This is a genomic window from Nocardia sp. CS682, assembly GCF_004634405.1.
Classification (GTDB): domain Bacteria; phylum Actinomycetota; class Actinomycetes; order Mycobacteriales; family Mycobacteriaceae; genus Nocardia; species Nocardia ninae.
In genome coordinates this window covers 164,225-190,121 of the sequence record NZ_CP029710.1, presented here as the reverse complement: position 1 = coordinate 190,121, position 25,897 = coordinate 164,225, and the positions used below count along the sequence as shown (strand labels likewise).

22 protein-coding genes are annotated in these 25,897 nt (G+C 67.1%); 10 read left to right on the top strand and 12 right to left on the bottom strand.

Annotated elements, in window-relative coordinates; translation table 11 throughout:
- Positions 1-36 precede the first annotated feature (36 nt).
- Together nuoN and DMB37_RS00870 are read left to right on the top strand one after the other, a co-directional pair.
- Positions 37-1,662 (top strand): NADH-quinone oxidoreductase subunit NuoN, encoded by a 1,626-nt coding sequence (nuoN, locus tag DMB37_RS00875; RefSeq protein WP_135230993.1) that lies wholly within the window; start codon positions 37-39, stop codon positions 1,660-1,662.
- A gap of 144 nt (positions 1,663-1,806) precedes the next feature.
- Positions 1,807-3,057, top strand: coding sequence for an MFS transporter (locus DMB37_RS00870; protein WP_135230992.1), 1,251 nt, complete (start codon positions 1,807-1,809; stop codon positions 3,055-3,057).
- On the opposite strand, the gene DMB37_RS00865 is transcribed toward DMB37_RS00870, so the two are convergent.
- Entirely contained in the window at positions 2,993-5,710 is a 2,718-nt protein-coding gene (locus DMB37_RS00865; RefSeq protein WP_135230991.1) for a M48 family metalloprotease, read from the bottom strand. The two genes, DMB37_RS00870 and DMB37_RS00865, sit on opposite strands and share 65 nt — an antisense overlap.
- A 193-nt stretch (positions 5,711-5,903) precedes the next feature.
- Positions 5,904-6,413, bottom strand: coding sequence for a hypothetical protein (locus DMB37_RS00860; RefSeq protein WP_135230990.1), 510 nt, complete (start codon positions 6,411-6,413; stop codon positions 5,904-5,906).
- A 133-nt stretch (positions 6,414-6,546) separates the two neighbouring features.
- Here DMB37_RS00860 and DMB37_RS00855 point away from each other — a divergent pair, with 133 nt between their 5' ends.
- The gene (locus DMB37_RS00855; RefSeq protein WP_167768668.1) at positions 6,547-7,095 is read left to right on the top strand and encodes a phosphatase PAP2 family protein; all 549 of its coding nucleotides are present in this window, start codon (positions 6,547-6,549) and stop codon (positions 7,093-7,095) included.
- A gap of 17 nt (positions 7,096-7,112) precedes the next feature.
- Here DMB37_RS00855 and DMB37_RS00850 read toward each other — a convergent pair whose 3' ends face one another.
- The 3 genes from DMB37_RS00850 to DMB37_RS00840 all read right to left on the bottom strand — a co-directional run bounded on the left by DMB37_RS00850 (position 7,113) and on the right by DMB37_RS00840 (position 10,577).
- Positions 7,113-7,862 carry an SDR family NAD(P)-dependent oxidoreductase gene (locus tag DMB37_RS00850; RefSeq protein ID WP_135230988.1) on the bottom strand — a complete coding sequence of 250 codons (750 nt, stop codon included), beginning with the start codon at positions 7,860-7,862 and terminating at the stop codon, positions 7,113-7,115.
- A gap of 241 nt (positions 7,863-8,103) precedes the next feature.
- Positions 8,104-8,841, bottom strand: coding sequence for an SDR family NAD(P)-dependent oxidoreductase (locus DMB37_RS00845; RefSeq protein WP_135230987.1), 738 nt, complete (start codon positions 8,839-8,841; stop codon positions 8,104-8,106).
- A gap of 299 nt (positions 8,842-9,140) precedes the next feature.
- Positions 9,141-10,577, bottom strand: coding sequence for an alpha-amylase family protein (locus DMB37_RS00840; RefSeq protein ID WP_135230986.1), 1,437 nt, complete (start codon positions 10,575-10,577; stop codon positions 9,141-9,143).
- A 381-nt stretch (positions 10,578-10,958) separates the two neighbouring features.
- Here DMB37_RS00840 and DMB37_RS00835 point away from each other — a divergent pair, with 381 nt between their 5' ends.
- The 3 genes from DMB37_RS00835 (at position 10,959) to DMB37_RS00825 (ending at position 16,732) form a co-directional block, all read left to right on the top strand.
- Positions 10,959-13,058 carry an ABC transporter ATP-binding protein gene (locus tag DMB37_RS00835; RefSeq protein ID WP_206055149.1) on the top strand — a complete coding sequence of 700 codons (2,100 nt, stop codon included), beginning with the start codon at positions 10,959-10,961 and terminating at the stop codon, positions 13,056-13,058.
- On the top strand, positions 13,055-14,818 hold the full coding sequence (locus DMB37_RS00830; protein WP_135230985.1) for an ABC transporter ATP-binding protein: 1,764 nt from the start codon (positions 13,055-13,057) through the stop codon (positions 14,816-14,818). Before DMB37_RS00835 ends, DMB37_RS00830 begins: the two co-directional genes overlap by 4 nt.
- Positions 14,819-14,899: 81 nt before the next feature.
- The gene (locus DMB37_RS00825; RefSeq protein WP_240772177.1) at positions 14,900-16,732 is read left to right on the top strand and encodes a hypothetical protein; all 1,833 of its coding nucleotides are present in this window, start codon (positions 14,900-14,902) and stop codon (positions 16,730-16,732) included.
- Between the two features lie 110 nt (positions 16,733-16,842).
- On the opposite strand, the gene DMB37_RS00820 is transcribed toward DMB37_RS00825, so the two are convergent.
- Complete coding sequence (locus tag DMB37_RS00820; protein WP_135230984.1) at positions 16,843-17,658, bottom strand: alpha/beta fold hydrolase; 816 nt, start codon at positions 17,656-17,658, stop codon at positions 16,843-16,845.
- A gap of 138 nt (positions 17,659-17,796) precedes the next feature.
- Here DMB37_RS00820 and DMB37_RS00815 point away from each other — a divergent pair, with 138 nt between their 5' ends.
- The 3 genes from DMB37_RS00815 (at position 17,797) to DMB37_RS00805 (ending at position 20,247) form a co-directional block, all read left to right on the top strand.
- The gene (locus DMB37_RS00815) at positions 17,797-18,387 is read left to right on the top strand and encodes a TetR/AcrR family transcriptional regulator (RefSeq protein WP_370465300.1); all 591 of its coding nucleotides are present in this window, start codon (positions 17,797-17,799) and stop codon (positions 18,385-18,387) included.
- Positions 18,384-19,223 (top strand): alpha/beta fold hydrolase, encoded by an 840-nt coding sequence (locus DMB37_RS00810; RefSeq protein ID WP_135230983.1) that lies wholly within the window; start codon positions 18,384-18,386, stop codon positions 19,221-19,223. Before DMB37_RS00815 ends, DMB37_RS00810 begins: the two co-directional genes overlap by 4 nt.
- A gap of 118 nt (positions 19,224-19,341) precedes the next feature.
- Entirely contained in the window at positions 19,342-20,247 is a 906-nt protein-coding gene (locus DMB37_RS00805; RefSeq protein ID WP_206055148.1) for an alpha/beta fold hydrolase, read from the top strand.
- Between the two features lie 185 nt (positions 20,248-20,432).
- Here DMB37_RS00805 and DMB37_RS00800 read toward each other — a convergent pair whose 3' ends face one another.
- From DMB37_RS00800 to DMB37_RS00785, 4 genes are read right to left on the bottom strand one after another with little or no spacing between them, the layout of a single operon-like run.
- Positions 20,433-20,684, bottom strand: a complete 252-nt coding sequence (locus DMB37_RS00800) for a hypothetical protein (RefSeq protein WP_135230981.1) — start codon at positions 20,682-20,684, stop codon at positions 20,433-20,435.
- 10 nt (positions 20,685-20,694) lie between these two features.
- A complete protein-coding gene (locus DMB37_RS00795) occupies positions 20,695-22,203 on the bottom strand; it encodes a hypothetical protein (protein ID WP_135230980.1) in 1,509 nt (502 codons plus the stop codon).
- A complete protein-coding gene (locus DMB37_RS00790; protein WP_135230979.1) occupies positions 22,200-22,511 on the bottom strand; it encodes a WXG100 family type VII secretion target in 312 nt (103 codons plus the stop codon). The genes DMB37_RS00795 and DMB37_RS00790 overlap by 4 nt, the downstream gene beginning before the upstream one ends.
- A 40-nt stretch (positions 22,512-22,551) precedes the next feature.
- A complete protein-coding gene (locus DMB37_RS00785) occupies positions 22,552-22,881 on the bottom strand; it encodes a WXG100 family type VII secretion target (RefSeq protein ID WP_167768667.1) in 330 nt (109 codons plus the stop codon).
- A 125-nt stretch (positions 22,882-23,006) separates the two neighbouring features.
- On the opposite strand from DMB37_RS00785, the gene DMB37_RS00780 reads away from it, so the two are divergent.
- Positions 23,007-23,585, top strand: coding sequence for a DoxX family protein (locus DMB37_RS00780; RefSeq protein WP_370465392.1), 579 nt, complete (start codon positions 23,007-23,009; stop codon positions 23,583-23,585).
- Between the two features lie 7 nt (positions 23,586-23,592).
- Here DMB37_RS00780 and DMB37_RS00775 read toward each other — a convergent pair whose 3' ends face one another.
- Both DMB37_RS00775 and DMB37_RS00770 read right to left on the bottom strand, forming a co-directional pair.
- A complete protein-coding gene (locus tag DMB37_RS00775; protein WP_135230976.1) occupies positions 23,593-24,804 on the bottom strand; it encodes a DUF418 domain-containing protein in 1,212 nt (403 codons plus the stop codon).
- 119 nt (positions 24,805-24,923) lie between these two features.
- Complete coding sequence (locus DMB37_RS00770; protein ID WP_135230975.1) at positions 24,924-25,688, bottom strand: hypothetical protein; 765 nt, start codon at positions 25,686-25,688, stop codon at positions 24,924-24,926.
- Positions 25,689-25,897: the final 209 nt, after the last annotated feature.

Below are 25,897 nucleotides of genomic sequence, written 5' to 3'. Positions count from 1 at the left end.
CTCGCCACGATGATCACTTTCTCGAGGACGGCCTAAGTGACTTCCTTGGACTACGGAACAACCCTCGCCGCAACGATTCCGGCTCCGAGCATCGAATACGGCCTTCTTTCGCCGATGCTGATCGTCCTCGGTGCCGGGGTGATCAGTGTGCTGGTCGAGGCATTCATGGGGCGGCGGTTCCGGTTCGGCACGCAGCTGCTGCTGAGCCTCGCCGGTCTGGTCGCCGCGTTGGTCGCGGTGGTGCTGCTCGCCGGCACCGAGGGCACCGCGATGGTCGGCGCGGTCGCCGTCGACGGGGTCACGCTGTTCCTGCAGGGCACCATTCTGGTGGTGGCGATCCTCGGGGTGCTGTTCATGGCCGAGCGCGGCGCCGAACCGCGCGTCGAGGCGCGCAGCGGTCCCGGCACCTGGAGTGTGGCCGCGGCGACGCTCGGGCGTGGCGTGGATGCCTTTACCCCGCAAGCGTCTTCGGTGCCGGGAAGCGCGATGGAGCGGACCGCGCTGCGGGCCGGGATCGCGACCACCGAGGTGTTCCCGTTGACGCTGCTCGCGGTCGGCGGGCTGCTGTTGTTCCCCGCCTCGAATGATCTGCTCACCATGTTCGTCGCGCTCGAAGTGCTGTCGTTGCCGCTGTATCTGCTGTGCGGGCTGGCCCGGCGCAAGCGGCTGCTGTCCCAGGAAGCGGCGCTGAAGTACTTCCTGCTCGGCGCGTTCTCCTCGGCGTTCTTCCTCTACGGTGTTGCCCTGCTGTACGGGCAGGCGGGCACGGTGCAGCTGGCCGGGATCGCCGATGCCATCGCCGAGCATCCGGACAACGCGATGCTCGCACTGCTCGGTGTCGCGATGCTCGCGGTGGGGCTGCTGTTCAAGATCGGCACGGTGCCGTTCCAGTCGTGGGTGCCCGACGTGTATCAGGGTGCGCCGACACCGATTACGGCGTTCATGGCGGCCGCTACCAAAATCGCGGCAGTCGGTGCGTTGTTGCGGGTGCTGCAAGTCGCGGTGCCCGGACTGCGCGACGACTGGCGTCCGGTGCTCGCCGCCATCGCCATCGCCACCATGGCCGTCGGCGCCGTCATGGCGATCACGCAGACCGACGTCAAGCGGATGCTCGCGTATTCCTCGGTGGCGCATGCCGGTTTCATCCTGACCGGTCTGGTCGCCGCCAACGACAAAGGCGTGTCGGCGATCCTGTTCTACCTGGTGGCCTATGGTCTCGGCACCGTCGGCGCGTTCGCCGTCGTCAGCCTCGTCCGCGACGCCGCAGGCGACGAAGCCACCACCCTGTCCCAATGGGCAGGCCTCGGCCGCCGCTCCCCCTGGCTCGCCAGCGTCTTCGCCTTGTTCCTGCTCTCCTTCGCCGGTCTCCCGCTGACCAGCGGATTCGTCAGCAAGTTCGCCGTTTTCGAAGCTGCGGCCGCAGGCGACGCCTCCTTCCTGGTCATCGTCGGCGTCATCTGCAGCGCAATCGCCGCCTTCTTCTACATCCGGGTCATCGTCCTCATGTTCTTCACCGACCCACCCGCGGACGCGCCCACCGTGGTCGCCCCTTTCCTCACCACCACGGTCGTCACCTTCGGCGCAGGCGCAACCATCATCCTCGGCATCTTCCCGCAGATGGTGCTCGATCTGGCCGACCGGGCGTCGACCTTCGTCCGCTGAGAGTTGTTCTGCGTCTGCCGCATACCTGCTATCAGGTGTGCGGCAGACGCATTCGACGGGTGCCCGCACGGACCTGGACTTCGCTCGCTCGCTGCGCGCACGCTGGGAAAGATGGGGCAACGCCGAACGGCGGGACGGGCGTGAATGCGAAAACCGCTGCCGTATTTCCTCGCCGCGCGGGCGCTGAGCGTCCTCGGCGACCGCGTCACCGACGTGGTATTGCCGCTGGCGGTGCTCGCGGCGTCCGGGTCCGCGATCACGGCGGGCGTCGTCGGCGCGGCAGCCCAGCTGCCGCAGGTGCTGGCAGCACTGCACATCGGTGCCGTGGTGGATCGCCGGGAACGCAAGAGCCTGATGGTGACCGCGGACATCGTCCGTGCAGTCGCGTTCGTCGCTATCGGCGCGGAGGTGCTGCTCGGCGGGGCACGGTGGGTGCCGCTGGTGCTGCTCGCGCTGATAACCGGCGTAGGCGACGCCGTGTTCCATGCGTCGGCGAGCAGCTACCTGCCGAGTCTTGTCGGAGACCGAGACCTCATGCGCGCCAACGGTTTGGTGGAAGGCTCGGACGCCGCGGCGACCCTGACGGGACCGGCTGCGGGTGGCTGGCTGCTGCAGTCGCTGGGGCCGTTGGCGACGTTGATGGTCAACGCGGTGAGCTTCGTGGCGTCGGCCGTGCTGCTGGCGCGGTTGCCGAAGAACGTGCCAGCCCAGGGGGACGCCGAGGGAGACGAGTCCGTGCTGGCCGGGCTGCGGCTGGTGCGGCGGGACCGGGCCCAGACTGTGCTGCTGGCGAGCGCGTGCTACCTGCACCTGCTCGCGGCGGCGGCGATGCTGCCGCTGCTGGTGCATGCCAACGACGAGCTGCGTCTGACGCCGCTCACGACGGGGCTCATCGTGTCGGCGGCGGGGGTCGGCGGCCTGGTGAGCAGCTTGCTGCTTGCCCGGTTCTGCGACGCCGTCCCGTGGCCGCTCCTGTTGACTGCGGTGCTGTCGGTCAACGGTGGCGCGGTCGGCATGCTCGCCCTGTTCGACGCTCCGCTGTGGCTGGCGGCGGCGGTGCTGGTGCTCGACGGCGCGTCAGCGCTCGGGTTCATCGTCGTGTCCACGATGCGGCAGCGCATCACCCCGGATGCGGTGCGCGGCCGAGTGATCGCCGCGAGCACGGCGGTGACGGCCACCGTCCGCATGCTCGCCCTGGCCGGCGCGGGCGCGTTGATCGAGCTGGTCGGCCCGCGCCCGGTACTGCTCGGCCTGGCGACCCTCGCACTGCCGTTCGTTCTGCTGCTCATCCTGTCCGGTTCGGCGGCTAGCCCGGCCGAACCTGCCTCAGCTACGGACCTTCTTCCAGTGCGCCGACGGAGTGCAGGCGGCGTAGCAAAGCCTCGTAGGCGGTGACAGCGGTGAGACCCTCGTTCATTGATTTGTCGAACAAGGCGTCGTCGTTGGTTTGCAGGCTATTTCGACAGTCCTTGCCGGCTTGGGCGGCGGCGATATAGGTCTTCTTCCACTCGTCCTGGGCTATGGCGTCCGGGATCGGTATGAAGGTCGCGGCGTCGTCGGCGTCGCGGACGATGGCGGTACAGATCGGCATGAACACCTCGGAGTCGACCTTCACCGTGGGCTGACCGGCCTGTTCGGCGGCGTTGGCCGCGTCGCCCGCGGCTGTGCCCCACTGTCGAAAGTCTCGGCTGAGCGTGCTGATCCGGTCGTGGCCACCGACCTTCAGCCACGCCCATACCTGTCGCGAGATCATGTCCGGTGTGCGTTGCGGTTCCCGGCCGAGCGTCGCGACGACGGCGGCGGCGTCGATGGCGGAGTCGTCTCGCACGTAGTAGTTGCGCGCGGTGTTGACGCCGAGGACGGCCACCGCTGTGCATGCGGCCGCCACGACAAGCCTGCGGACTACCAGAGATTCGGGCCGTTCCGCGTCGTGCGACGCCGGTGCGGGGCGTCGATTCGTCAGGCGCCGACCACCCTCGGCGAGCACGGCACCGATCAGCGCGCCGATCGCGGCCAAGGTGATGCCGAGGCCCAGCACGAATGGAACCTGTTGCGTGACAACGTGCCATGCCGGATATGGCCGCCACGAACACGCGTATCCCAAGACCCGCATCGGCCCGATGCAGCCATCGACCGACGCGAAGGCGAACAATCCGAGCAGTCCGATCAGGCCGGCACCGCCGGACGCGGCGAGAGCCATCGCCAGCCGGTACCGGACGGTGGTCGCGGAGACGATCATTGCGGTCGCCACCGTCGCAGCCCCCAGGCCTGCCATCAACCACATCGGATAGCCGTACAGCCACGCCGCAGTCAACCTCTGTTCCACCGGTGGCTGGTCGGGATGCAGAGCAAGCAGGACTATCGCGACGGCCGCGCAGCTCAGCGCGCCGCCGAGCACAGCGGCGACGGCTGCGGGCCGCAGCGACACCGGTCGATGTACGGTCATGCCGTCGTCCGGCGCGTCGGTGCGCGCCCGCCGCACCCACCGCGGTGTTCCGGTCCCAGGCTTCCGCACCAAAGCGAGCAGCGGAAACAGCCACAGGACGGTAGCGCCCACCAGCACCAAAGGTCTATTGCCCAGATCCGCGATGACCCAGAACCAAGGCGGGAGGCCGGGCAGCACCAGGTCCAAAGACCGCAGCGGTCCGATCAGGAGCAGGAACGGTCCGCTCATCCAGTATCCGTACCAGGTGCCGAAGACGACCAGGGCGGCCGCCAGGCCGAGAAACTGCACCGGGCGGATCGAACGACCGCGGCAGCCGCGGATCCACAGTTCCGCGGATTGGGTGACCCACCAAGTGAATACCGATCCGGTGATCACGAACAGCAGCAGCAGTTCGGGATCCGGCGGCAACAGCGCCGAGCCTGCCGTGCGGAACGACACCAACTCGCCCACTGCCATGCCGATGCCGAGCCAGACCCCGGCACCCCATCCCGGGGGAACGCGGCGTCCAGTGAGAACGTTGTAGGCGACCGCCCGCCACAGCGCGTAGCCGGCAATGCCGACCACGAGCACGGCAGTCAGCCAGGTCGACACGTCTCTGGTGCCCGCCCAGCCCCAGGACAGGCCGAATGCCTCGACCACGAAAGGCACGGTCACGCTGGTGACCTGAGCGATGACTCCGGTGAGGAACATCGGTAGTGCGGTGGCACCGAACAGGATTCCGGGGTTGCGCAAGGATCGAACGCGTTCCGCCGCGGCGGGATGGGTGCGCCATAGACCGAGGAACCGTTGCCAGGCGGCCGATCTCGGCCGCACCCGTAGTCGCTCGGTCCGCCAGGAAAACGCGGTGTGCCCGGCGAGGTTTGCGGCATCGAGGTCGGCGTAGAACTCGCGATTCCGCAGGATGTCGGCGCGGACCAGATAGGTCAGGGCGACAAGTAGCGCGACCCGGAGCAGGCCGCGCAGCCCCAATTGCCATTCGGCACGCCAGAGCTCGGGATCGGTCGCCAGCGACACCGCTTGTCCGACCAGATGGGGAAGCAGCACGCACAGCAAGAAGGCTCGCCACAGAGCAACCGTGGCGTAGGTGATGTCGACGTCGCGGTTGCGAATGTGCGCGAGTTCGTGCAGCACCACGTCGCGCAGTACGTCCGGACCGGCAGCGCTGCGCGCCACCAAACCGGCATCGAGGCACACCGTGTACCTGCCCAGCCGCCCGAAAACGACCGCACTGACCGTGTCGGTTCGCGGGTCGATCACGAATCCGGGTGTTCTTCGTAGACCGGCGAGGGCTACGAGATCCCGCAGCTGCTGGGCTAACTCGTCGGCCGAGCTCAGATCGATGGGAAGCAGTCGACCACGCCTGCGTCGCCATGTCGGCCACAGCAGATAGATTGCGATCGCTACCCCGACCACTGCCACCGCGCCGACGGGCATCCACGCACCCGGTGCCCGCAATCCATGTGCGACGTCGCAGGATTCGATCCACGCGGCATAGGTGATCGCCTCGACCGGCCGGTACGGCTGCATCGGGTCGTGGCCCACCGCGAGACGGCAGAGCTCGAACCATTCGCCGCCGCGGCTCCGATACCACGACGTGGACATCGATAGCAGATACAGACTGTCCACCGCGATGAAAGCCAGCAACAGTGCGAACCGAATCGCGGTACCAGCGGCGAAGGCCCTGGCCTGGATCGGCGCTACGGGTGTGTCCGAGTCGACGGTGATGCCAATGCCTTTCCCGCGCGGCCGATCATTATCGGCGTTTCGGTGCCTGGGCTGAGCGTTCGATCGCGTGTCAGGGCTCAGCGGGGGGATGGTGGGCGTCGGCGGAATCACCGAGAAGCAGCCGACCGGCTACGCAGTCGGCGATTACTTGCGCGCGGTCGTCGGTCATTCCGCTACGCACAGCGGAATCCATTATCTGCGTCCGTATTTCGGCGATCTGTTCGGGGGTCAGCGGGGGCACGGCCGACGCGGCGCTGGTTCGGCGGAAGAGTCGGCGCAGCCCGAAACGTGCCACCTTGCCGCCGCCGGTGATCGCGTCGTTGGTAAATCGCTTCGCTGCCTCGTTGACCGCCACCCACACCACGGGACTCGCCAGCACCACCATGTCGTCGATGCCGAATCCGAGTAGATCGCGACCATGACTGCGTCGGCTGAGCAATCGCACCACCTGCTCGTCGTCGAGCTGGCGCAGCCGGTCCACCAGGGGTAGCTCCTCGGCAGCTACCTCGGCGATCACCTCGCGGACCACATCCCTGACCAACACAGATCCGTCGGACCGATCGAGACTCTCCGCATTCATTGCCAGTACCCCTCTGACGTGTGAATCACGTACTTCATCATGTCGCACAACGTGACTCGGATGGGGTGGGATGTCGAATGTTCCGCACCGGCCCGCCCCTCCGACGTGTCTTCCGACAGGCAGAATGTGCACCGTGAGTGTGGATCTGGATGTCCTGCGCTGGCTTTCCGAGCATCGGACTCCGACGTTGACGACGATGGCGCGGTGGGCGATGGATATGGGTGCGAGCCCTGCGGTCATGGCCGCGGTCGGGGCGGTGGGGCTGATCGTGGTGGTCGCGAAACGTTGGTGGTGGCAAGGGGCTACGGTCGCAGTCGCGAGTGTGGCGGCGCTGGTGGTCGCCAGTGTGTTCAAGCAGATGGTTCAGCGGGCGCGGCCGTCCGGGGATCTGGCCGTAGTTCAAATCGGTGGATGGGCGATGCCCTCAACTATCGCGGCGATGACGGCGGCCGTGGTAGTCGCCACATATTTGGTGCTGCCTTGGTCGGCGGGGCAGCGCCGCTGGACGGCCGCCCTGCTCGCGGTGGTGGTCCTGCTGATCGGTGTGGCGATGGTATATCTCGGGGCGCATTGGCCGACCGATGTATTGGTCGGATGGGCTGTGGGGGCGGGCGTGGGCGGGGTGGTCGCGAGCCTGCCTCTCCTCGGCCTCCATGCGGAGACCGGGAACCTTCCTCGGTAACCGCTGTGCGGGGCCACTCAGGCGTGCAGAGAGCGGCCGCCGTCGATGACGAGGCGTTGGCCGGTCACGAAAGAGGCTGACAGCGAGGCGAAGAAGCTGACGGCGGCGGCGATGTCGTCCGGGATTCCCAAGCGGCCGACCGGGATTGTGGCGAGGTAGGCGGCGCGAGTGGCGGCGGAGACGTCGGCGTGGCGTTCGACCGGGACGAAGCCGGGGGCGACGGTGTTGACGGTGATGCCGAAGGGGGCGAGTTCGCGGGCCCAGCTGCGGGTCAGGCCGATCTGAGCGTGTTTGGCGGTGGCGTAGGCGGAGCGGCCGGGAGGTGGGCTGTCGGCTACTTCGGAGTCGATGTGCACGATGCGGCCGTAGCGGCGATCCTGCATGCCGGGGATTATGTGGTGCGCGAGCAGGATCGGGCTCTTCACGAAGAAGTTCAGTTGCGCCAGATGATCGTCCCAGCCGACGTCGGTCAACGGCGCCTCGGGTTGGGGGCCGGTCGCATTCAGGACCAACACGTCGATCGGGCCGAGACCGTCGGTGACCGCGGCGACGAGTTCGCGCACCTGATCCTCATCGGTGACGTCGGCTGGGAACGCTTCGGCGACACCGCCGTTGTCGCGAATAGTCTGCACGACCCCCTGCGCCTTCTCCGCCCCCATACCGTTGACAGCGACAGCCAACCCGTCTGCGGCCAGCCGCTGTGCAATAGCGCTACCCAGCCCGCGCGAGCTCCCGGTCACCAACGCCACCCGTCCCGGCACTGCCATGCATGGGATCATTCCACGTCGCAATCCCCTTTGCGACAGGATGTTTCGGTGCTCGAGCCGCGAAGGGGTGGGGTCCGATGGGGTTTCATGATCGACGGGACAGGCGCCCTGCGGCATCGCCGATAACTCCGCCGTCGTCTCCCGCCCGACGAGAAGTCGGACGGGACATAGCGGCGCAGACGTGCGAGCGGGGCCGCCGTCATGTCCCGTTGATCATGAACACCGTGGTTGCGTGGCCGGGTCAGTGGAGGTAGGAGGCTCCGTTGACGTTGAGGACGGAGCCGGAGGTCCAGGTGGCCTCGGGTGAGGCGAGGTAGCGGACGGCTGAGGCGATTTCGGCGGGGGTGGCCACGCGGCCGAAGGGGCTCTGGGCGCGGACGTCGTCGGTGACGCGGTGGGCGACGCGTTCGGTTGCGACGAAACCGGGGGCGACCGAGGCGACCGCGATGCCGTGGGGAGCCAGTTCGACGGCGAGGGACTGGCCGAGGGCGTGCACGGCGGCTTTGCTGGCGCCGTAGCCGACGTATTCGGGTTCACCGCGGAACGCGCCGCGCGAGCCGATGTTCACGATTCGTCCCTCGATGCCCTCGGCGATCATGTGCCGGGCGACGCAGTAGGACATGTTGGCCGTCCCGAACACGTTGACGTCCATGGTTTCTCGCCATGTCCGCTGCCACTCGGCATAGTCGGTGTCCGCCACGGGATGTGCGATATTGACCGCCGCATTGTTGACGAGCACCTCGACCGCGCCCAGCCCTTCGATTGCCGCGTCGACGATGCCCGCGACGGCATCCGGCGAACCGATGTTCCCGCTGACGAGCACATGCCCCTCGCCCGGCAACCCGCGCAAGGTTTCCGCACCATCGTCCCGGCTCGACGAGTAGTGAACGGCCACTCGATCACCGATCTCCGCGAACGCCAGGGCGATCGCCCGTCCGATCCCCCGCGAGGCCCCGCTTACCAACACACCACGACTCATCCTGTGATCACCATGCCGCAAGCTTGCCATTGCGCCCCTGCGCTCGTCGCCCCATACCCGCCCGAGTGGTGCTGGCTGGTGCGGCCGCAACAGCGCGATCCCGATCGCCGACGCCATCAACAGCATCGGAAACGACGCCGCGGCGACGAGCACCCCATGCCCTGGTTGCCTCCGGACATGGGCCGGGCCAACGCCCCGAGACGGTCCCGAGGATCCTGGCGACGCTCACCGCAATCCTCTCGTCACTGCCATCCTCGGCCGCCTACCGATCCGGCAGCCAAACCATTTGTAGCCCAGAGCTATTCGGCGATCATCGCCCCGGTGTGCAGCGCGATCCCGGACTGCGCGGCGACGTCGGCGTGCAGCAAACCGGCGCCGTCGACCTGATAACTCGGACCCGTGCAAGATCCTCCCGCAACGGCACCGTGCAGCACATCGCAGTAGCTCCCGGCAGGCAGCGAGGTCTGGTAGATGCCTGCGTCGGCCGGAAAGTCCTCACCGTTGAGCACGAGATACCCCGCACTACCCCGCCCGAACGAGATCCTGTTGCCACCGTTGTCGGACCACCCCACCACCGGCTGCCCATGAACTTGCTCATGAAAGCCGACCATGCCGCCGATTCCCGGCCACGCATGCTCACACAACCAACGCCCATCTCCGCACCGCGAATCCATCGCACGCCCGAGCGGATCGGACGGCGGCGGCTCGTCATAGCTGCTGAACGCGTACCCGCTGAGCACCTTCGGCCGCCCGTAGGGCCAGGCGAGCATGAACGCGTTCGCCATCGTGTACCGCTCGCCGTCGGCATAGGTCAGGGTGGAACCGTTGTGCTCGGTGTCGTGGTTGGCCACGAAGACCACGGTGTTGTCGGAGGGCAGCGCCGAGCTGAAGGTACGCAACCAGGCCAGCCGCCCGTGCCGGAAGATCTGGCTCAGGGTTCCGGCGTAGCGCAGGTCCATCACGGCACCGGTGGCGAGATACTCCTCGGGCTGCACACCTTCACCCCAGCCGTAGATGACCTCCTGGTAGACGTAGGCCGGTCGGCTGAGCCGCTGCTCGATCGCCGCGATGTCTTCGGGCGGAATGTATTTGGCCGAGTCGATACGGAACCCGTCGACCCCGAGGGAGAGCAGATCGTTGAGGTAACCGGCGATCCGATCCCGGACGGAGTCGTCACCGGTCGCCAGGTCTGCCCCGTTGAACGATTGGCAGTTGAACACCTGGGAGCGGTCCGCGAGGTTCTCGACGGCATCATGCGGTGTGCCGCAATGGTGGAAGTCGCGCTCGCTGTAGGGCACCGCCGGATACCAGTAATGGCAGTGCGGGGTGAGCGCACTGCCGATGCTGCAGTCGGTCGTCGCGGACATGTTGTTGATGACCGCGTCGACGTACACCTGCACACCCGCTTCGTGGCAGCTGCGCACCATGGCCGCCAACTCGTCGCGCGTACCGAAGCGGCTGTCCAGCTTGTAGGACACCGCGGAGTAGCTCTGCCACCACGGAAAGCCCTTGTCCGGCCAGAGGGAATGCTCCTCCGGGGGCGAGGTCTGCACGGCGCTGTAACCCAGTTTGCCGAGCGTTGCCTGACATTCGTGGCCGATGGACCGCCAGTTCCAGCCGAACATCTGCGCGATCACATCACGCCCGGCAGGCTCCTCTGCCGACGACCGCGCGGGAACCGTGACCCACGTCGTTGCCAACGCAGTGATCAGCGCATATATCCATACGCGGCCCATTGGCCGACTGTATCCGAGCAGCCTTGTCTCGTGTCCCGACGCGCCGGACCAACGTCGGACGGTGCCTCGCCGAACGAGGGTGCCGCCGAGACCGCGAAACGGGCCCCTTGCCGCGCGGGCGCTCCCCCGGCATTCGGTTCGCTCAGCGCTCCCACCCGAGCAGCAGCAGGCGAAGCACGTCCATATTGCGCTGCGCGCCAACGCATTCGACAGCAGCATGCTGTTATATCCGGCTGACACTGTCGTTACGCTCGGTTTCCGAGTCTCGACGGTAGCCCGGCCATCCGGCCGCGGCTCGGACAACGACGACGATCGGTCGTCGTTCTGGATCGGGAGTTTCCATGAGTTCGCCGCGGCTTTGCCGTCGTTGGAATCGGCGGGGTGACCGCGGCCGTCGCGTTGGCATCCCCGCTCGCGAGTATTGCGTCGGCCGAGACTCCGGGCACCGTGCAGGTGGCCGGTTCCGGTGACCCGAGTATGGGGCAGGCGGTTCCGGCGACCCCGGCATGGGGCAGGGCGGAGGCCCTGGCAACCCCGGTACCGGCGGGTCGGGCGAGCCCGGCATGGGCTGAGGTCGAGCGGCTCGCGCGCTCCGCCGCACACGGCGATCGGTGGGGTGGGCCACCGATCGCGACGAGCACCAGCGGGAAGATCGCCATCGAGCAGTCGTCGGTGATGAAAACCGGCGTCGCGGCGGCGACCACAGTGGGAAATGATCCCTGCCAATACGATTCGTACGGGACCGTCGATATCGACAGGCAGGGGTGTGGGGCCATGAGCGAACGTGAACCGACCGACTATCAATCCGGTCCCCTGCGACTGCTGTGGTGGCTGGTCGTCTGCCAGCGCGCCCGCGTCGCGACCGGCGCGGCACTGGGCACGCTGTGGACGGTCGGCCTCGCGCTCCCGCCTTACCTGCTGTCCCGGGCGATCGATGACGGCCTACGCGCGCACGACATGCCGGCGCTGGCGTGGTGGACGCTCGCGATCCTCGGGGCCGGGGTCGCCAACGCGGGACTGGCCGTCGCCCGGCACCGCACGATGACCAAGGTCAGGATGGACGCCTCGTTCCGGATCGCCCGCACCACCGCCAACCACGCCGCGCACCTGGGCGCCACACTGACGCGGCGCACCACGGCGGGTGAGGTCGCGGCGATCGGCATGGGCGACGTGCGGGCGATCGCCTCGTCGCTGACGATCACCGGCCCGGGCGTCGGCGCGGTGATCGCCTACGTGACCGTGGCTGTGCTCCTGTTCTCGCTGTCGCCGCTGCTCGCCCTGGTGATCCTGACCGGCGTTCCGCTGCTCGTGGTCGCGGTCGGCCCGCTGCTCGGCAGACTGTATCGAGTCGGCGGGGATTACCGTGAGCTACAGGGTGTTTCGACCGCGCGGCTGGTCGACATCCTGACGGGGCTGCGCATCCTCAACGGTCTCGGCGGCAAGCAGCACTACATCGACCGTTACCGGCGGGACTCACAGTCCTTGCGGCACAAGGGCTATCGGGTCGGCGCGGTGATGAGCTGGCTGGGCGCGCTCGGCACCGGGTTGCCCGCGCTGTTCCTCGCCGCCGTCACCTGGCTGGCCGCGCGGATGGCCGTCGACGGCACGATCTCGATCGGCGACCTGGTCGCCGTGTACGGCTATGTCGCGATGTTGGTGGTCCCGGTGTCGTCCCTCATCGAAGGCGCCAACATGCTGACCCACGGCATCATCGCGGCCCGCCGGGTGATCCGGCTGCTCGCGGTGACACCGGATCACGTGGATGCGGCGACTGCGGCCGACGCACCGGAACACCCCGAAACCCTGCGGGACCCGGCATCGGGAGTCGAGGTCCGGCCCGGCGCCTTCACCGCGCTCGCGGGTGGGCGACATGGCGATGCCGTCGCCATCGTGGACCGGCTCGGTCGATTCGCGGAGTCGACGGTCGAGTGGGGCGGACGCCGACTGGACGACATCGTGCTGGACCAGGTGCGGGACCGAATCATAGTGGCAGACAACGATGCCGCGCTGTTCACCGGCACGGTCCGGGAGGTCGTCGCGGGACCACGCGAACCGGACGACGGGAAAATCACCGCGGCCGTCCACGCCGCCGCGGCGACAGATGTGCTCGACGCACTGCCTGGCGGACTGGACTCGATGATCACCGCGCAGGGACGCAACCTCTCCGGCGGTCAGCGGCAACGTCTTCGGCTGGCTCGCGCGTTGTACGCCGAACCGCAGATTCTGCTCGCGGTGGAACCCACCTCGGCCGTCGACACACACACCGAGGCGGTTATCGCCACCAGGCTGCGGCTCGCGCGCACCGGCCGGACCACGGTCGTCACGACGACGTCCCCGCTCGTGCTGGAGCAGGCCGACGTCGTCGAATACCTCGTCGACGGGAGGGTGGCTGCGCGCGGCACACATCACGAGTTGCTCACCGGCGAGCCGGGCTATCGCGCCTTGGTATCCCGCGACGCGGACGAGAAGGCGCTGCGATGACCCCCGCGAGTACGAACGCCGCGACCCTGCCCGTCGCGGACCGGGCCGCCGTGCGTCGCGCCGCCTGGCACGAGATCCGTGCGGACCGAACAGGTTTCGCCGTGATGCTGCTCCTGAACGCCCTCGCCGCGGCGGCCGGGCTCGCGGCACCGCGGCTACTCGGCGCCATCGTGGACACGGTCAAGGAATCGACCGGACCGGGCGCGGTTTCCAGGATCGACGAACTCGCGCTGGCGATCGTCGCATTCACCCTCATCCAGTTGGTGCTGACCAGGTTCGCGCTGTACGCGGGCGCACGTTTCGGCGAGGGGGCCGCGGCCCGCATCCGCGAACGCTACCTCGACCGCACCCTCGCACTACCCGCCTCGACCGTCGAACACGTGCCGACCGGTGATCTCGTCACCCGCGGAACCAGCGACGTCGGCAGTGCCGCCACCGCGCTACGCGACGCCGCCCCAGAGGTTTTGGTGGCCACCGTACAGGCCGTGTTCATCATCGCAGCGGTCATGGTGTTGCACCCGCTGCTCGGCGTGTGCGCGTTGACCAGCCTGATCGGCATCGCCGTAGCGTTGCGCTGGTATCTGCGCCGGGCCCGCACCGACTACCTCACCGAGGGTGCCGCCACGGCGGCGCTGGCCGACATCCTCACCACGACCGCCCAGGGTGCGCGCACCATCGAGGCGTTCGGGTTGCACCAGCGCCGCCGTACGCAAACCGATACCGCGATCGCACATTCGCGCCGAACCCGGCTGCGCACCCTGTGGCTGCGATCGGTGCTGTTGCCCTCGATCGATGTCTCGCAGGTGGTCGCGCTGGCCGGCGTGCTGTTCCTCGGCGGCATGCTGGAGCGGGCCGGCGTGGTGAGTCTCGGCACCGTCATCGCGGCCGTACTGTACCTGCGGCAACTGTCCGGGCCGCTGGACACCATCATGATGTGGATCGAACAGCTCCAGCAGAGCAGTGCGTCCTATGCCCGCGTCGAAGGCCTGGCGCAGGCGCCCAGCGACAAACCCCGCAGCGCCGCCGAGCCCGCCGACGACCGAATCGAGGTCGCGGACTGCCATTTCGCCTACACCGGCGACCGGGACGTGCTGCGCGGCGTCACCCTCGACATCGCGGCCGGGGAGAAACTCGCGATCGTCGGACCGTCGGGAGCGGGCAAAACCACCCTCGGCCGACTCCTCGCCGGACTGGAGGAACCACGGTCGGGAACCGTGTCCGTCGGTGGCGTACCGATCGCGGACCTCACACCAGAGTTGTTGCGTCGCCAGGTCGTTCTCGTCACGCAGGAACATCACGTCTTCCAGGACACGTTGCGCGGCAACCTGCGCATCGCAGACCCCACCGCGACCGACGAGCGGATGCGCGACGCACTCACCACCGTCGACGCCCGCTGGGCACCGGAACTTCCCGACGGCCTCGACACCGAACTCGGCGGCGCAGGACACGCCCTCAACGGCGCACAGGCCCAACAGCTCGCCTTGGCCCGGGTAGCGCTGGCCAACCCGCACACACTGATCCTCGACGAAGCAACGGCCCTGCTCGATCCCGCCTCCGCCCGCGCAACCGAGCGCGCCCTGGCCGCGGTCCTGGCGGGCCGCACAGTGATCGCCATCGCCCATCGCCTGCACACCGCGCACGACGCCGACCGCATCGTCGTGATGACCGACGGGGCGATCATCGAGCTGGGCACGCACGACGAACTCGTCGCGGCGGCAGGCATTTACGCCGGATTGTGGCGGTCCTGGCACGGCGACTGAGTGCCCTGTTCGATCTTGGCGAACTGCATGAACTATCGGGCAAACTCCTGAAAAATCTCCCAGTGACGTGGGTCTCGGTCCATGGCAACGTCACTGACCGTGGCAAATGCGGCGCGGCGTCTCGGACAGTCGGTACGGCAGGGTAGGCGGCGCGGCGAGCGCCGAACTGGTTGGGCGGCAACGGCGGTGATGACGGTGGTGGCCGCCGGTCTGGTCCCGCCGGGCCTGGCGGCGGCGGCCGGGGAACCGCCTGCTTCGGTGGCGACGGACCGCCAGGAGCAGCAGGTCGCGACGCGCGACGGAATCGCGGTGTCCTACGTGAGCTTCCGGCTGCCGTTGCCTGCGGGGGTGCCTGCGCATCCGGACGCCTGCGATCGCACCGGGTACCTGCGCTATCGGCCCGTCGGCGGTCCGGAGAACTCGCGCGACGCCGACGCGGTGGTCGTGCAGCAGCAGGGATTGGGCGGTGGCGCAGTCAATTCCGAGGGTGTCGCGGGCAACACGGTGCGTTCGGCGAAATCCCTCGGCCGCAACATCGAGTTCTGGTCGCTGGCGCGGCGCGGCGCCTGCTTGGATGAGACAGCTGGCTTCGACTACGCCTTACAGACCGGGAACTACCTGGACGCGGTCGACTACTACTTCAACGGCAAGCCGATCGACGGGCGCACCTTCCCGGGCTTCAAGCAATCGCAGGACCTGGCCATCCTGGACGCGATCGGCGTCGAGCGGGTGATCAGGGACCAGTACGAGATCATGCTGCACGAGGTGCCGGATCAGGCTGAGCGGCAGCGGAAATACATCTGCACCGGCATTTCGATGGGCGGGATGGTCACCGGGTTCTTCTCGGACTGGGACTTCGACGGCAACCCGGCCACCCAGGCCGACGCCGGTTACAACCAGTGCGCTGCGTTCGCCGCCCAGGACTCGATGGTCTCCTCGGACCCGGCCGCCATCCAGAACACGCCGTTCTTCAGCGACGTCACCAATGCGCTCATGGGCCCGACCAACACCGTGCTCAAGGCCGGATTCGACAGCGGGGTGCTGCCGATGCGCACCCTCGGCCCCGTTCCGGTGATCGGCACCAAGGCGATGATGCTCTACCGCCTGGCCGGGCTCGCCGCACATCTCGCGCCGGACGAGGAGAGCCAATTGCTGGCCCACCTGCACGATCCGGAGGTGGAGACCACGCTCACCACCATGTTCGGCCAGAGCTGGGCGGCGGTCGCGTCCGGCGGCTCGAACGGTGAGGGCACCATCCGCGACTACCGGTTCACCAATACGGCGCTGCTCGGCACGTTCATCGACAACAACTCCGGCAACTTCGCACTGTTGCAGCAGGGTGTCGGCGCCCTCGCGGGCGGTCCGGTGCAGGAGAAGACGTTCCCGAATGGCGGTGGGGCGACCCAGGTTCCGGTGCTGGGCAACTACTTGCGGATGAGCGCGGGCCCGCAGACGCGGGTCGCGCCGACCGACCGGAACGTGCTCTACACGTGGCGCAACTACAACGACGTCGTCGGCGTGCCGTGGACGGCACCGAGCCGGGAGACCTCCGACATCCACGCCGTGGCAAGGCAATTGGGCACCGGTGCACCAACCGCCTACTGGGAGACTTACTTCCCGGCGCGCATGGTCATCGATCTCGGCGCGGGCTTCACCGGCGCCCGCAGCGGCAACATGGTTGACCTGCGCTACCACAACATGAGTCGCACCAAACCGAACTTCATCGCCTACGCGGGTGACAGTGTCGTTCAGTACGGCGTGGGTACCTGGATTCCGACCGGAGCCACCGCCCAGGTGGAGACCCTGCCGGGCTACACCCACATCGATACGATCGGCGCGGCCGCGGTGCAGAACAACGGGAAGCCCGATTACAGCGGCCAATACCTGGCCGAGTTCATCCGGGGACTCACCTAGTAGACGTCACCCCACGGGTGGTGACTCCGGGCGTCTTCGACCCTCATCAGGTCGCCCGGTGAACGTCCTGGACGGCGACGCGGGCAGAGCCGTCGTCCAGGACACCACCTTCAGCCGAGTACTTCGCGCAACCGGATGACGAAAGTGGCTGGGTCGTCGACGAATCCGGTGTGCCCGCCCGGGAACAGGGTGGGCTCGATGTCGATCCGCGCGGCCAGCGCCCGCGTGGTGTGATCACAGAACTGGTCCGTCGAGTCGGCGCCGATCCCGGCAACCAGCCGGACCGGCGTCGCGCGCAGCACTTCGAAATCCGGTTCCCACCAAACGGTTCCGTCGATCTCGTGCAGGAACCAGAAGCACTCGCTGGCCACCTGCGCCGGATCACGGTCGCCGCCGAACATCTCCTCGAGCACCTGCTCGGGCATCTCCATGTTGGCGTTGGCGAAGAACTTGCGCCAAGCGCCCAGTGTGTCACCGCTGGCATAGGTGGCGGCGAGATCTGCTGTGCTCGTTTGCAATCCATTGTCCAGCACGACGTTCAGCGGCGGCTCGTGCGCGATCGCGGTGCTGACGAGTTCCGGGTGCGCCTGCACCAGCGCCAAGGTGGTGACCGCGCCACCGCTGGAACCGAAGACGACGGCGGGGCCCGTGCCGAGGTGGACGAGGATGCGGGCCAGGTCGTCGGCGCGCAGTGCCGGGGTCGAGTCCTGTTCGGGGTCGTCGAGCACGCTGCTCTTGTGTCCGCGCGGGTCCATGGTGAGCACCGTGTGATCGGTGGCCAGCAGGTCGGCGAGCGGGGCGAAAGCGGCGGCGTCCATCGGGGCGCCGACCAGTGCGATCAGCGGTCCGCTGCCACGCACCTCGTAATACAGGCGGGCGCCCGGGACATCGAGGGCGTGGGCTGCGACGGACGACGTCTGGGTCATGGGTTCTCCTCTGCGGGTGCTACGTGCTCACGACTGACGACGGTGCGTGGGTGCGAAACTCATCGGCGACCGCGCGCTTGCTAAGCCTAATAGTCCTAGGTTATAAACTAGGTGTACTAGCTTTAAGGAGGTGTCCAGATGATGGCACGAGCCGGGTTGACCGCCGACCGGGTCACGCGCGCGGCGGCCGACCTCGCCGATGAGATCGGGTTCGAGAAGGTCACGATGTCGGCGTTGGCCAAGAAGTTCGGCGTCAAGGACGCCAGCCTCTACTCCCACGTCAAGAACCTGCAGGAACTCCGAGCACGGGTCGCCATGCTCGCCGCAGCCGAAAAGACCGACCTCATCGCGACCGCCGTCGCGGGCCGCGCGGGCCGTGACGCACTCGCCGCCTTCGCGCACACCTGGCGCGAGTACGCGCTGCGGTATCCGGGCCGCTACGCCGCGACCCAAGCGCCGGTGCCGCCCGGACTGGTCGAGCCGGCCCCCGGCGCAGTGCGCGGCATCGAGCTCACCTACGGCATGCTGCGCGCCTACGGCCTCACCGAACCCGACCTCACCGACGCGGTCCGGTTGCTGCGCAGCACTTTTCACGGCTACGCCGCGCTGGAGGCAACCGGCGGTTTCAGCCACTCCCGCGATACCGCCGCCTCCTGGGAACGCATCATCGACGCACTGCACGTCACGCTCGAGCAGTGGCCGTCCAGCGACGAGAAAGACGAGAAATGAGAACCGGCACCCTGAAAGTCCCTGGCGCCACCCTCTACTACGAGGTACGCGGCGACGGACCCCTGCTTCTATTGCTGCCCGGCAGCGGAGGCGACGCGGCCGTGTTCGACCCGATCGTTGACACCCTGGCCGAGCATTTCACGGTCACCACCCTCGACCCGCGCGGTTACTCACGCAGCACCCTCGACACCGCCGAGCCCGTCGGCGAGCTGGTCGCGACGCAACGCGACGACGCCTACCGACTCCTCGAAACCCTCACTCCCGCAGGTGAAGACGCCTACATCTTCGGCGGAAGCGGCGGCGCGGTCATCGCCCTGGATCTGCTCGTCCACCACCCCGAACGGCTGCGCCTCGTCATCGCCCATGAACCCCCATGCTTCGCGGTACTTCCCGACGCCGCCGAACAGAAGGCGTTCATCGACGAGGTCTACACCCTGTTCCGCACCGAAGGGGTCGCGGCCGCAGGCGCCCGCTTCCTCCAAGGCATCGGCGGCACCATGAAGCCCATGCCCGACCCCGCCGACCTCCCACCCCGCGCCGCCGAAATGCTCCACCGCCTACACGCCAACGCCGCGCCCATGATGGCCAACGAACTCCGCCCCATCACCTCCTACGAACCCAACGAGACTGCCCTCGCCGCCCACACCGACCGGCTCGTCCTCGCCGCAGGACGAGAAACCCGAGGCCAGCTCCCCCACCGCCCAGCCGCCACTCTGGCCGCTCATCTCAACATCCCTCTCACCGAATTCCCCGGCGGACATAGCGGATTCACGGACGAGCCCACCGAATTCGGGCATCGACTTCTGGACCTTCTCCTCACCGCCCGGGTGCCCTAATACTCCAGCCGGACTTGGGGGCCGCGGTATGCGGCGTCATGACAGAACATCCGGGACCGATGAGTTACTGCCGCGAAAGTGGTCTCTTCTTGCGAAACGCAACCGTAGAGGAGACGCCGTGCCGCTTCATGTCCAACGATCACCCGAGCACCTGGTCACCGTCGGCGACGCCGCCCTGTGTGTGACCACCTTCGGGTCTTGGCGGCAGCCGGCGGTGCTGCTGCCGAGCACCTCACGCCTGTTCTGGGAAGACGAGTTCTGCGAGCGCCTCGCCCACGCCGGCCGTTTCGTCCTGCGCTACGACATCCGCGACACCGGCCGATCGACCGCCTACCCCACCGGCTCCCCCGGCTACACCCTCCGCGACTTGGCCTCGGACATCATCGGCCTGCTGGATGTCTTCGAACTTCCCAGAGCGCACCTGGTCGGCTTCTCGGTCGCCGGATGGATCTGTCAACTCGCCGCCCTCGACCACCCCGACCGCGTCTCTGCCCTGACCCTCATCAACACCCGCCCAACGTCCCCCGGCCCGGCAGACCCAGACCTACCCGACCACTCGGACCGGATCAAAGAATTCCTCACCAAAACCCCCGCTCCGAACTGGTCCGACCGAGCAGCAGTGATCGACTACTGCGTCGAACAGGCCCGGATACGCGCAGGCGCAAACGGATTCGACGACCAGGAGGCGCGGCACCAAGCAACCCGAATGGTCGACCGCACCACCAACATAACCTCCAGCCTGCTCAACCTGGCGTACGTCGATACAGGTGACCGCTGGCGCCGACGCCTGACCAACCTCACCGCACCAACCCTCGTCGCCCACGGCACCGACGACCCATTCTTCCCGTACGGCAACGGTGAGGCCATGGCCCGCGAGATCCCCGGCGCCACCCTTCTCCCCCTAAATGGCATCGGCCACGAACTCCCACCCACCACCTGGGATCAACTGCTCACCGCCATGCTGGCACTCCAGCCGAAATCCGTGACCGATGAAGGTGCCGGACGAAGGGCGTCCATCGCGTGAACACGTCGTGTTCGTCAGTGACACAACTGAATTTGCAGTGATCGCCGGGCACGGCATAGTGCGTGATCGCTGGCAACGGTGGTCCGACAGTTCGACCGTTGGCAGGAACGAAACAGCCAAGTCTCGGGTATGCCCGACCCATCCCAGAGCTGCCGGGCACGTATTCTCGACCGTGCCCGGTGCGGTCACCCCCAGTACTCGCCGCGCTTCTTGCGTTCTTCGAGCTGGGCCAGGTATTCGGCTTCTTTCGGGGTGCCGAGTCGGTCCTCCCCGCCGAATTTCTCGGGCAGGTGTTTCTGCTGCTCGGGGGGTATGGCATCGCGCACGCGGTTGAATTCAGCGATGGCTTCCAGCATCCGAGCCTTTTCTTCTTCGCTCAGAGGGTTGTCGTTCTCATCGGGTCCTCTGAATATCGCACCATTGATCTCTGTTGGCATTTCTCTGCCCCTAACTCTTTTCACCCATGACGATGACTGTGCGGCCGTCAATTGTTTTGTTGGAAATAATTTCGAACTGAGTGGGCGATTTGAACAGCACTTCTAGTTCGTCGGGTAGTCCGCCGTTGTGGCCGATGTATTTGCCGTTTTGTGAGAATATCTGGAACTCGACGTTTCGAGTGACTTCGCTCTTCGCCGCGTCGGGCAGGGCCGACGACGAGGTGAACGGCATTTCAAGTTTGTCGCCTCCCTCCTTGTATGCGGCGATCTCCTCCGGGGTCAGTTCGACCCGGCGGGTAACGGGACCTTGGTAGGGCGGCATCTTGTCGAGTGCAGAGTTGACGTCGGCGATCCAGGCTTTTTCGTCGGGGGTGAGTTCGCGACCCTCGCGAATCGCCTTGTTGATGACTGACCCGTCGCTTACATAACGATTCAACGCCGCCTGTTCGGTCGGTGAGAGCTCGATCTTCGCGGTGCCGGGTGGGTGCCGCGTCGGCGGCAGCTCGATCGGGTCCTTCGTCAGCGGTGCGGGCGGGTCGGGCTTGGGTTTGAGCGCGCTGATTCGATCGAGCTCTTGGGAATGGCGGGCAAGGTCTTGGTCGAATTTCACGCCGGCCCGGATATTGCGGGCTTTCTGCCAGTTCTCGATGAGGGTACGCATGGGGCGCGCGTAGCGGGCGCAGATGGCTGCGGCTCCGGCCAAGCCGATCGCGGCACCGGCACCAAATGTGATGAAGGAGGACGCGACCGAGATCGCGGCGGTGATCGCGAGCTCTTGAATGAGCGCGTCACGGACCATCTCCAGTTGCTGCTTGAGTTGGTCGCGCAGGTCGTCTAGGGCGGCGCGGTGATCGCGGCACGACTGGGCCAGATCGCCCATAGCTGTGAGCACCTGCTCCGCAGCAACTTTCAGAGCTCGCAGATCCTCATCGATGAACGCCGCTTCGGGAGCGATGATGTCCTGGAATGCAACAGCTCCTGCTTCGAGGATCCCAGGAAATGCGGCGGCCCCTTCCGAGGTGCGGGCACTATCCCAAGTCAAACCAGCATTCGAGATGGTGGTGGCGTTGCCGTCGGGAATGGTGAGGCCGATCTTTTCGACCAGACCTAGCCCCTCGTCTACCAATCCCTGACCGGGGCCGCCGGCGCTGGGTAGCGGTATTCGGCAACTCAGCACCGGGTACATCGGCTTCGGGGGCTTTGCCGGTGCAGGCCCGGCGTCGATGGTCGCCCCGTGCTCGTCGAGGGCGCGCTGGTAACCCATCTCGTTGAGCACGATGGCGTACGAGTGGGCCGCGGTCGCCACCTTCTCGACCATTTTGAGGATCTCGGTCGCGCGCCGGTCGTAGGAGGCGGCCCACTCCCGGGCATCCGCGTAGCTGCCCGCCATGTCGGTAGCTTTTTGCAGCTCCGGCCAGCGCGCGTCGACGGCGGCCCACCAGGCCGACGCACCCGCGGCGACCTTGGCGGCGGTGTCGTAATAGACCGTGGTGTCGACGTCGAGAACAGTTCCGGTCACTGCGCGACCTGACCGCTGCGGCCCAGCATGGCGAGGTTGGCGGCGGTTCCGCTCTCGTAGGAGGCGTGGGCGGCCGCTGCGGCGGCGCGCATCTTGTCGAGTCCTTCGGTCATGCGGGCTGCGGCGGCGACCCATTCGGCGTGGGCGGTGGCGTGCGCGTCGGCGGCGGCACCGTTCCAGGTCGATTGCACGGTGGCGATGCGCTGGTCCAGTTCGGTCAGGGAGTCGGTGACGAAGGAGTTGAGTGCGGCCACCTTGGCGGTGACGGCGTCCAGGTGTGCGAGGTCGACGCGGTATTGGTCGGTCATAGAACGTTGTCCCCCAACGGGTCTCGGTGCGGAGCGACTGTCAGGGCAGGTTCAGCGAACTTACCGCAGCGGCATTGCCTGCGTCGGTGGCGGCGCTGCGGTCGACGACGACGCCGAGCAGGTCGGCCATGTCGGCGAGAGCTTCGAAGACGTCCAGGGCGCCGCGGTGGACCTCGTCCCACGCGGTGGAGTACGCGGTGGCCGCGGTGCCACGCCAACTCGACTCGAGCGCGGTGACGTCGGCCGAGGCCGATCGCAGACCGTTGATGAGGTTCTGGGCGGTGGTCTGCACGTAGCGGCCGGCGTCGCTGACGTGGTCAGGCACCAGGTTGAAGGTGTTCGGTGCCGCGTTGGCGGCGCTCTCGGTCAACGGTTGCTCCTCAGGGGTTCGGGGCACTCTACGCAAGGTTGGACGTGCCCGGGTCGCCGACGGTTCCATCTGAATCTATCGGTTCGGAAAACCACATCGCGGGCCACCGTTGCACACCTCTCCGAATGCCGGGTTGCTCGGGTTGTCGGCGCTGCGAACGCGTGCACTGCGGCACTGAACTGTGGCGGGTGTCCGATGACAGGCACCTCACCGCTTCGATTTGCGCGCCATTGCTTCGCCCAGAGGTCGGCCCCCGAAGTTATGTGACACTCGTAGCTATGCGCCCGCAAACTCGAACTGCTGACATCTGGCTGCTCTGTTGTCGTCTCAGCGTGGGGCTGATGTTCCTGATCGGTGCGGTCAAGAAGGTCACCGATCTCGACTGGTTCCGCGACGAGTTCGTCGCGCTCGGCGCACCGTTTCCCCACCTCACCGCCCCGGTCACCGCCTGGATCGAGCTCGTCGGCGGCGCCCTGCTCATACTCGGTGCCTGCACCAGAATCGCGGCCGCCGCTCTCGCTGCCACCATGGCCGGCGCGCTGTGGCTGTCGGTGATCCCAGCGATAGGCAAGAACTTCCACACTTTTCCCGACCGCGTCAGCAACTTCTTCTACGCCCCGGAATGGCTGTTGCTGCTCGTCCTCGCGCTGCTGGTCAGCATGGGCGCGGGCCGCGCTTCCGCCGATAGTCGGCGCCACGCATAGTTCGGCGTCAATCCGCCTGTGCCGGAGTTTGTTCCGGCCGCCACCACTGCGGAATCGACAAATAGGTAGCCGCCCGCAGCACCCACTCTACCGGCCCGTACCGGTGCTCACGCAACCACCAGGTACTCAACGCCAGCTGCGCGGCATAGGTAACCAAGGCAATCGCGACGACGCCGAACGGCGGAATCTCGTCGACCAACGCGAGCCCATAACCGGTGTAGATCAGCATGAGCACGATGGATTGCCCGATGTAGTTGGACGCCGCCATCCGCCCAGCTGGCGCAAGGTGCCCGAGCATGGTCGCGGTGCGCGGAGACTGAGTGAGGCAGATGATGCCCGCTATGTAGGCGAACGTCATCAATGGATTGACCAGCTGCTGAATCCCGGCCCACTGGCTGGGCATCGTCATCCAGTTCATCGATCCCGCGAAGGTGCCCAGCGACACCGGCAGACCGACCCCAAGGCCGCCGACCACGACCCATGGTGCCCACCGCCGCAACGTTTCCCGGTCGCTGAACAGCTGCCGTTTCCCTGCCGCCATACCGAGCAGGAACATGCCGAGGCTGGTGATCCCCTGGGTGAACCAGATCAGGCCGATGAATATCGGCGCGAGCCAAATCTGTGTGCCGAGGGTGTCTTCGAGGCTGCCGGTATATCCGTCGTGGATCCGCTGGAAGTCGAACAAACCGGACAGCGCCGCGAGTTTGTCGTCCTCGGCAGGCAGGAAACTCCACCCGCACCACACCACATACAGCACCGCCCCCGTGATCGCGGCGGTGCGCGCCTTCAGCTTCTTCAGCGGGATCAGGATCAGGCACAGGAACGCGTACAAGGTGAGGATTTCACCGATCCACAGCAAGAACACGTGCACCAGCCCGATCACCATCAACGCAAGACACCGGCGCAACAGTCGCGCGTTGGCCGAGACTCCCGCGCGCTGCGCCGCCGCGATCTGCAGGGTGAACGAGTAACCGAACAAGAACGCGAACAGCAGATAGAACCGGCCGGAGAACAAGGCCTCGACCACCGCGTGCACCGTGTGATCGAGGGGACCGTCGAAGCGCGGTCGCGGGTTGTCACTCGTCCCGCCGTACGACCACAGGCTGCTTGCGACGAGGACGTTGGTGATGAGGATGCCGAACAGCGCGAATCCCCGGAGAATGTCGACCTCCGCGATCCGTCGACCCGAGACAGCAGCGGGGAGAACCGATTCGGACATACCAGTGAAGTTAGCCTTCCGAACCGGAACCGCGCGTCCGTCGACGTGCTGACAACCGCGCCGACCTCCAGGGTGCCGCGACTGCGACCTGCGGCGTATTGACAATAGCCACCTGGCGGTCACGCCAAATCCGCGACCTCCAAGTAGATCTGCCGCTCGACGGCGATCTCGGCCAGAAATCCCTGTGCGCCACCGGATGCCGCCGTCGCCGGGAACGCGGCGACGGCCAGCTCCCCGGCGCGCAATCGCATACCGGTGAACTCCCGCTGCCCGAGGATGATCGGCTGTGCCTGCTCGAAAGTCTTCCGGACGACCTCGTCCGCGAGTGGCTCACCGAGCAGGTCGGTCACCGTGCCCGGCACGATCCAGGCCGAAACAATCTGATCGAAGCTCGGCTGACGGGCGATGTGATGCGCCAGATACATCCGGCTCGGCCGACCGAAGCACAGATGCGTGAGCAGTCCGCGACCGCGTTCGCGATCCGGATCGAGTTCGGCGAAGTGGACGACGCGTCGCACGGTGGCGAGTACGTCGCCGGCGATGGCAATGCCATCACGTTCACGTCTGCCCCGGATCAGGCTGCCGCGGAACGACTTGCGCGGGCGCGCACGCCCCGGGTCGAGCTCCGCGATCGGGAAGTCCTCGGGATCGAAGGTGTGAATGCCGGTGTAACCGGACCGCCGATCCGCGCCGAGCGCCCGGCTGCCGCGTTCGTCGAGTGCGACCTCGAGCAGCACCTGGTAGTTGTAGGGCGACTGGAACGTCGGACGGTACGACAGGTAGCAGTCGAGGCCGGTGCCGAAGGCGACCATGCCGTGCGTGCCCGCACCGCCTGCCAGTCCGGGCTGATGATGTCCGGAGGTACGAATGTGGATGGCGCTCACGACCCCGCCTCGATTCGCTCGCTCATGATTGGCTCCTTTCTCCGCACCCTCAGAGTGCCGACCTCCGAGGCCGCTGCCACGAGTGCTCGACTACTCGAATCCGCAGGTAGGGGCTACTCGGTAGGGGCGGGGGCGCACTCCGCTGCGCGATGGCCGATCGCTCTGTGGCATGCGGTGCCAGTCCGCATGCTGCGCCATCGGGGCAGCCG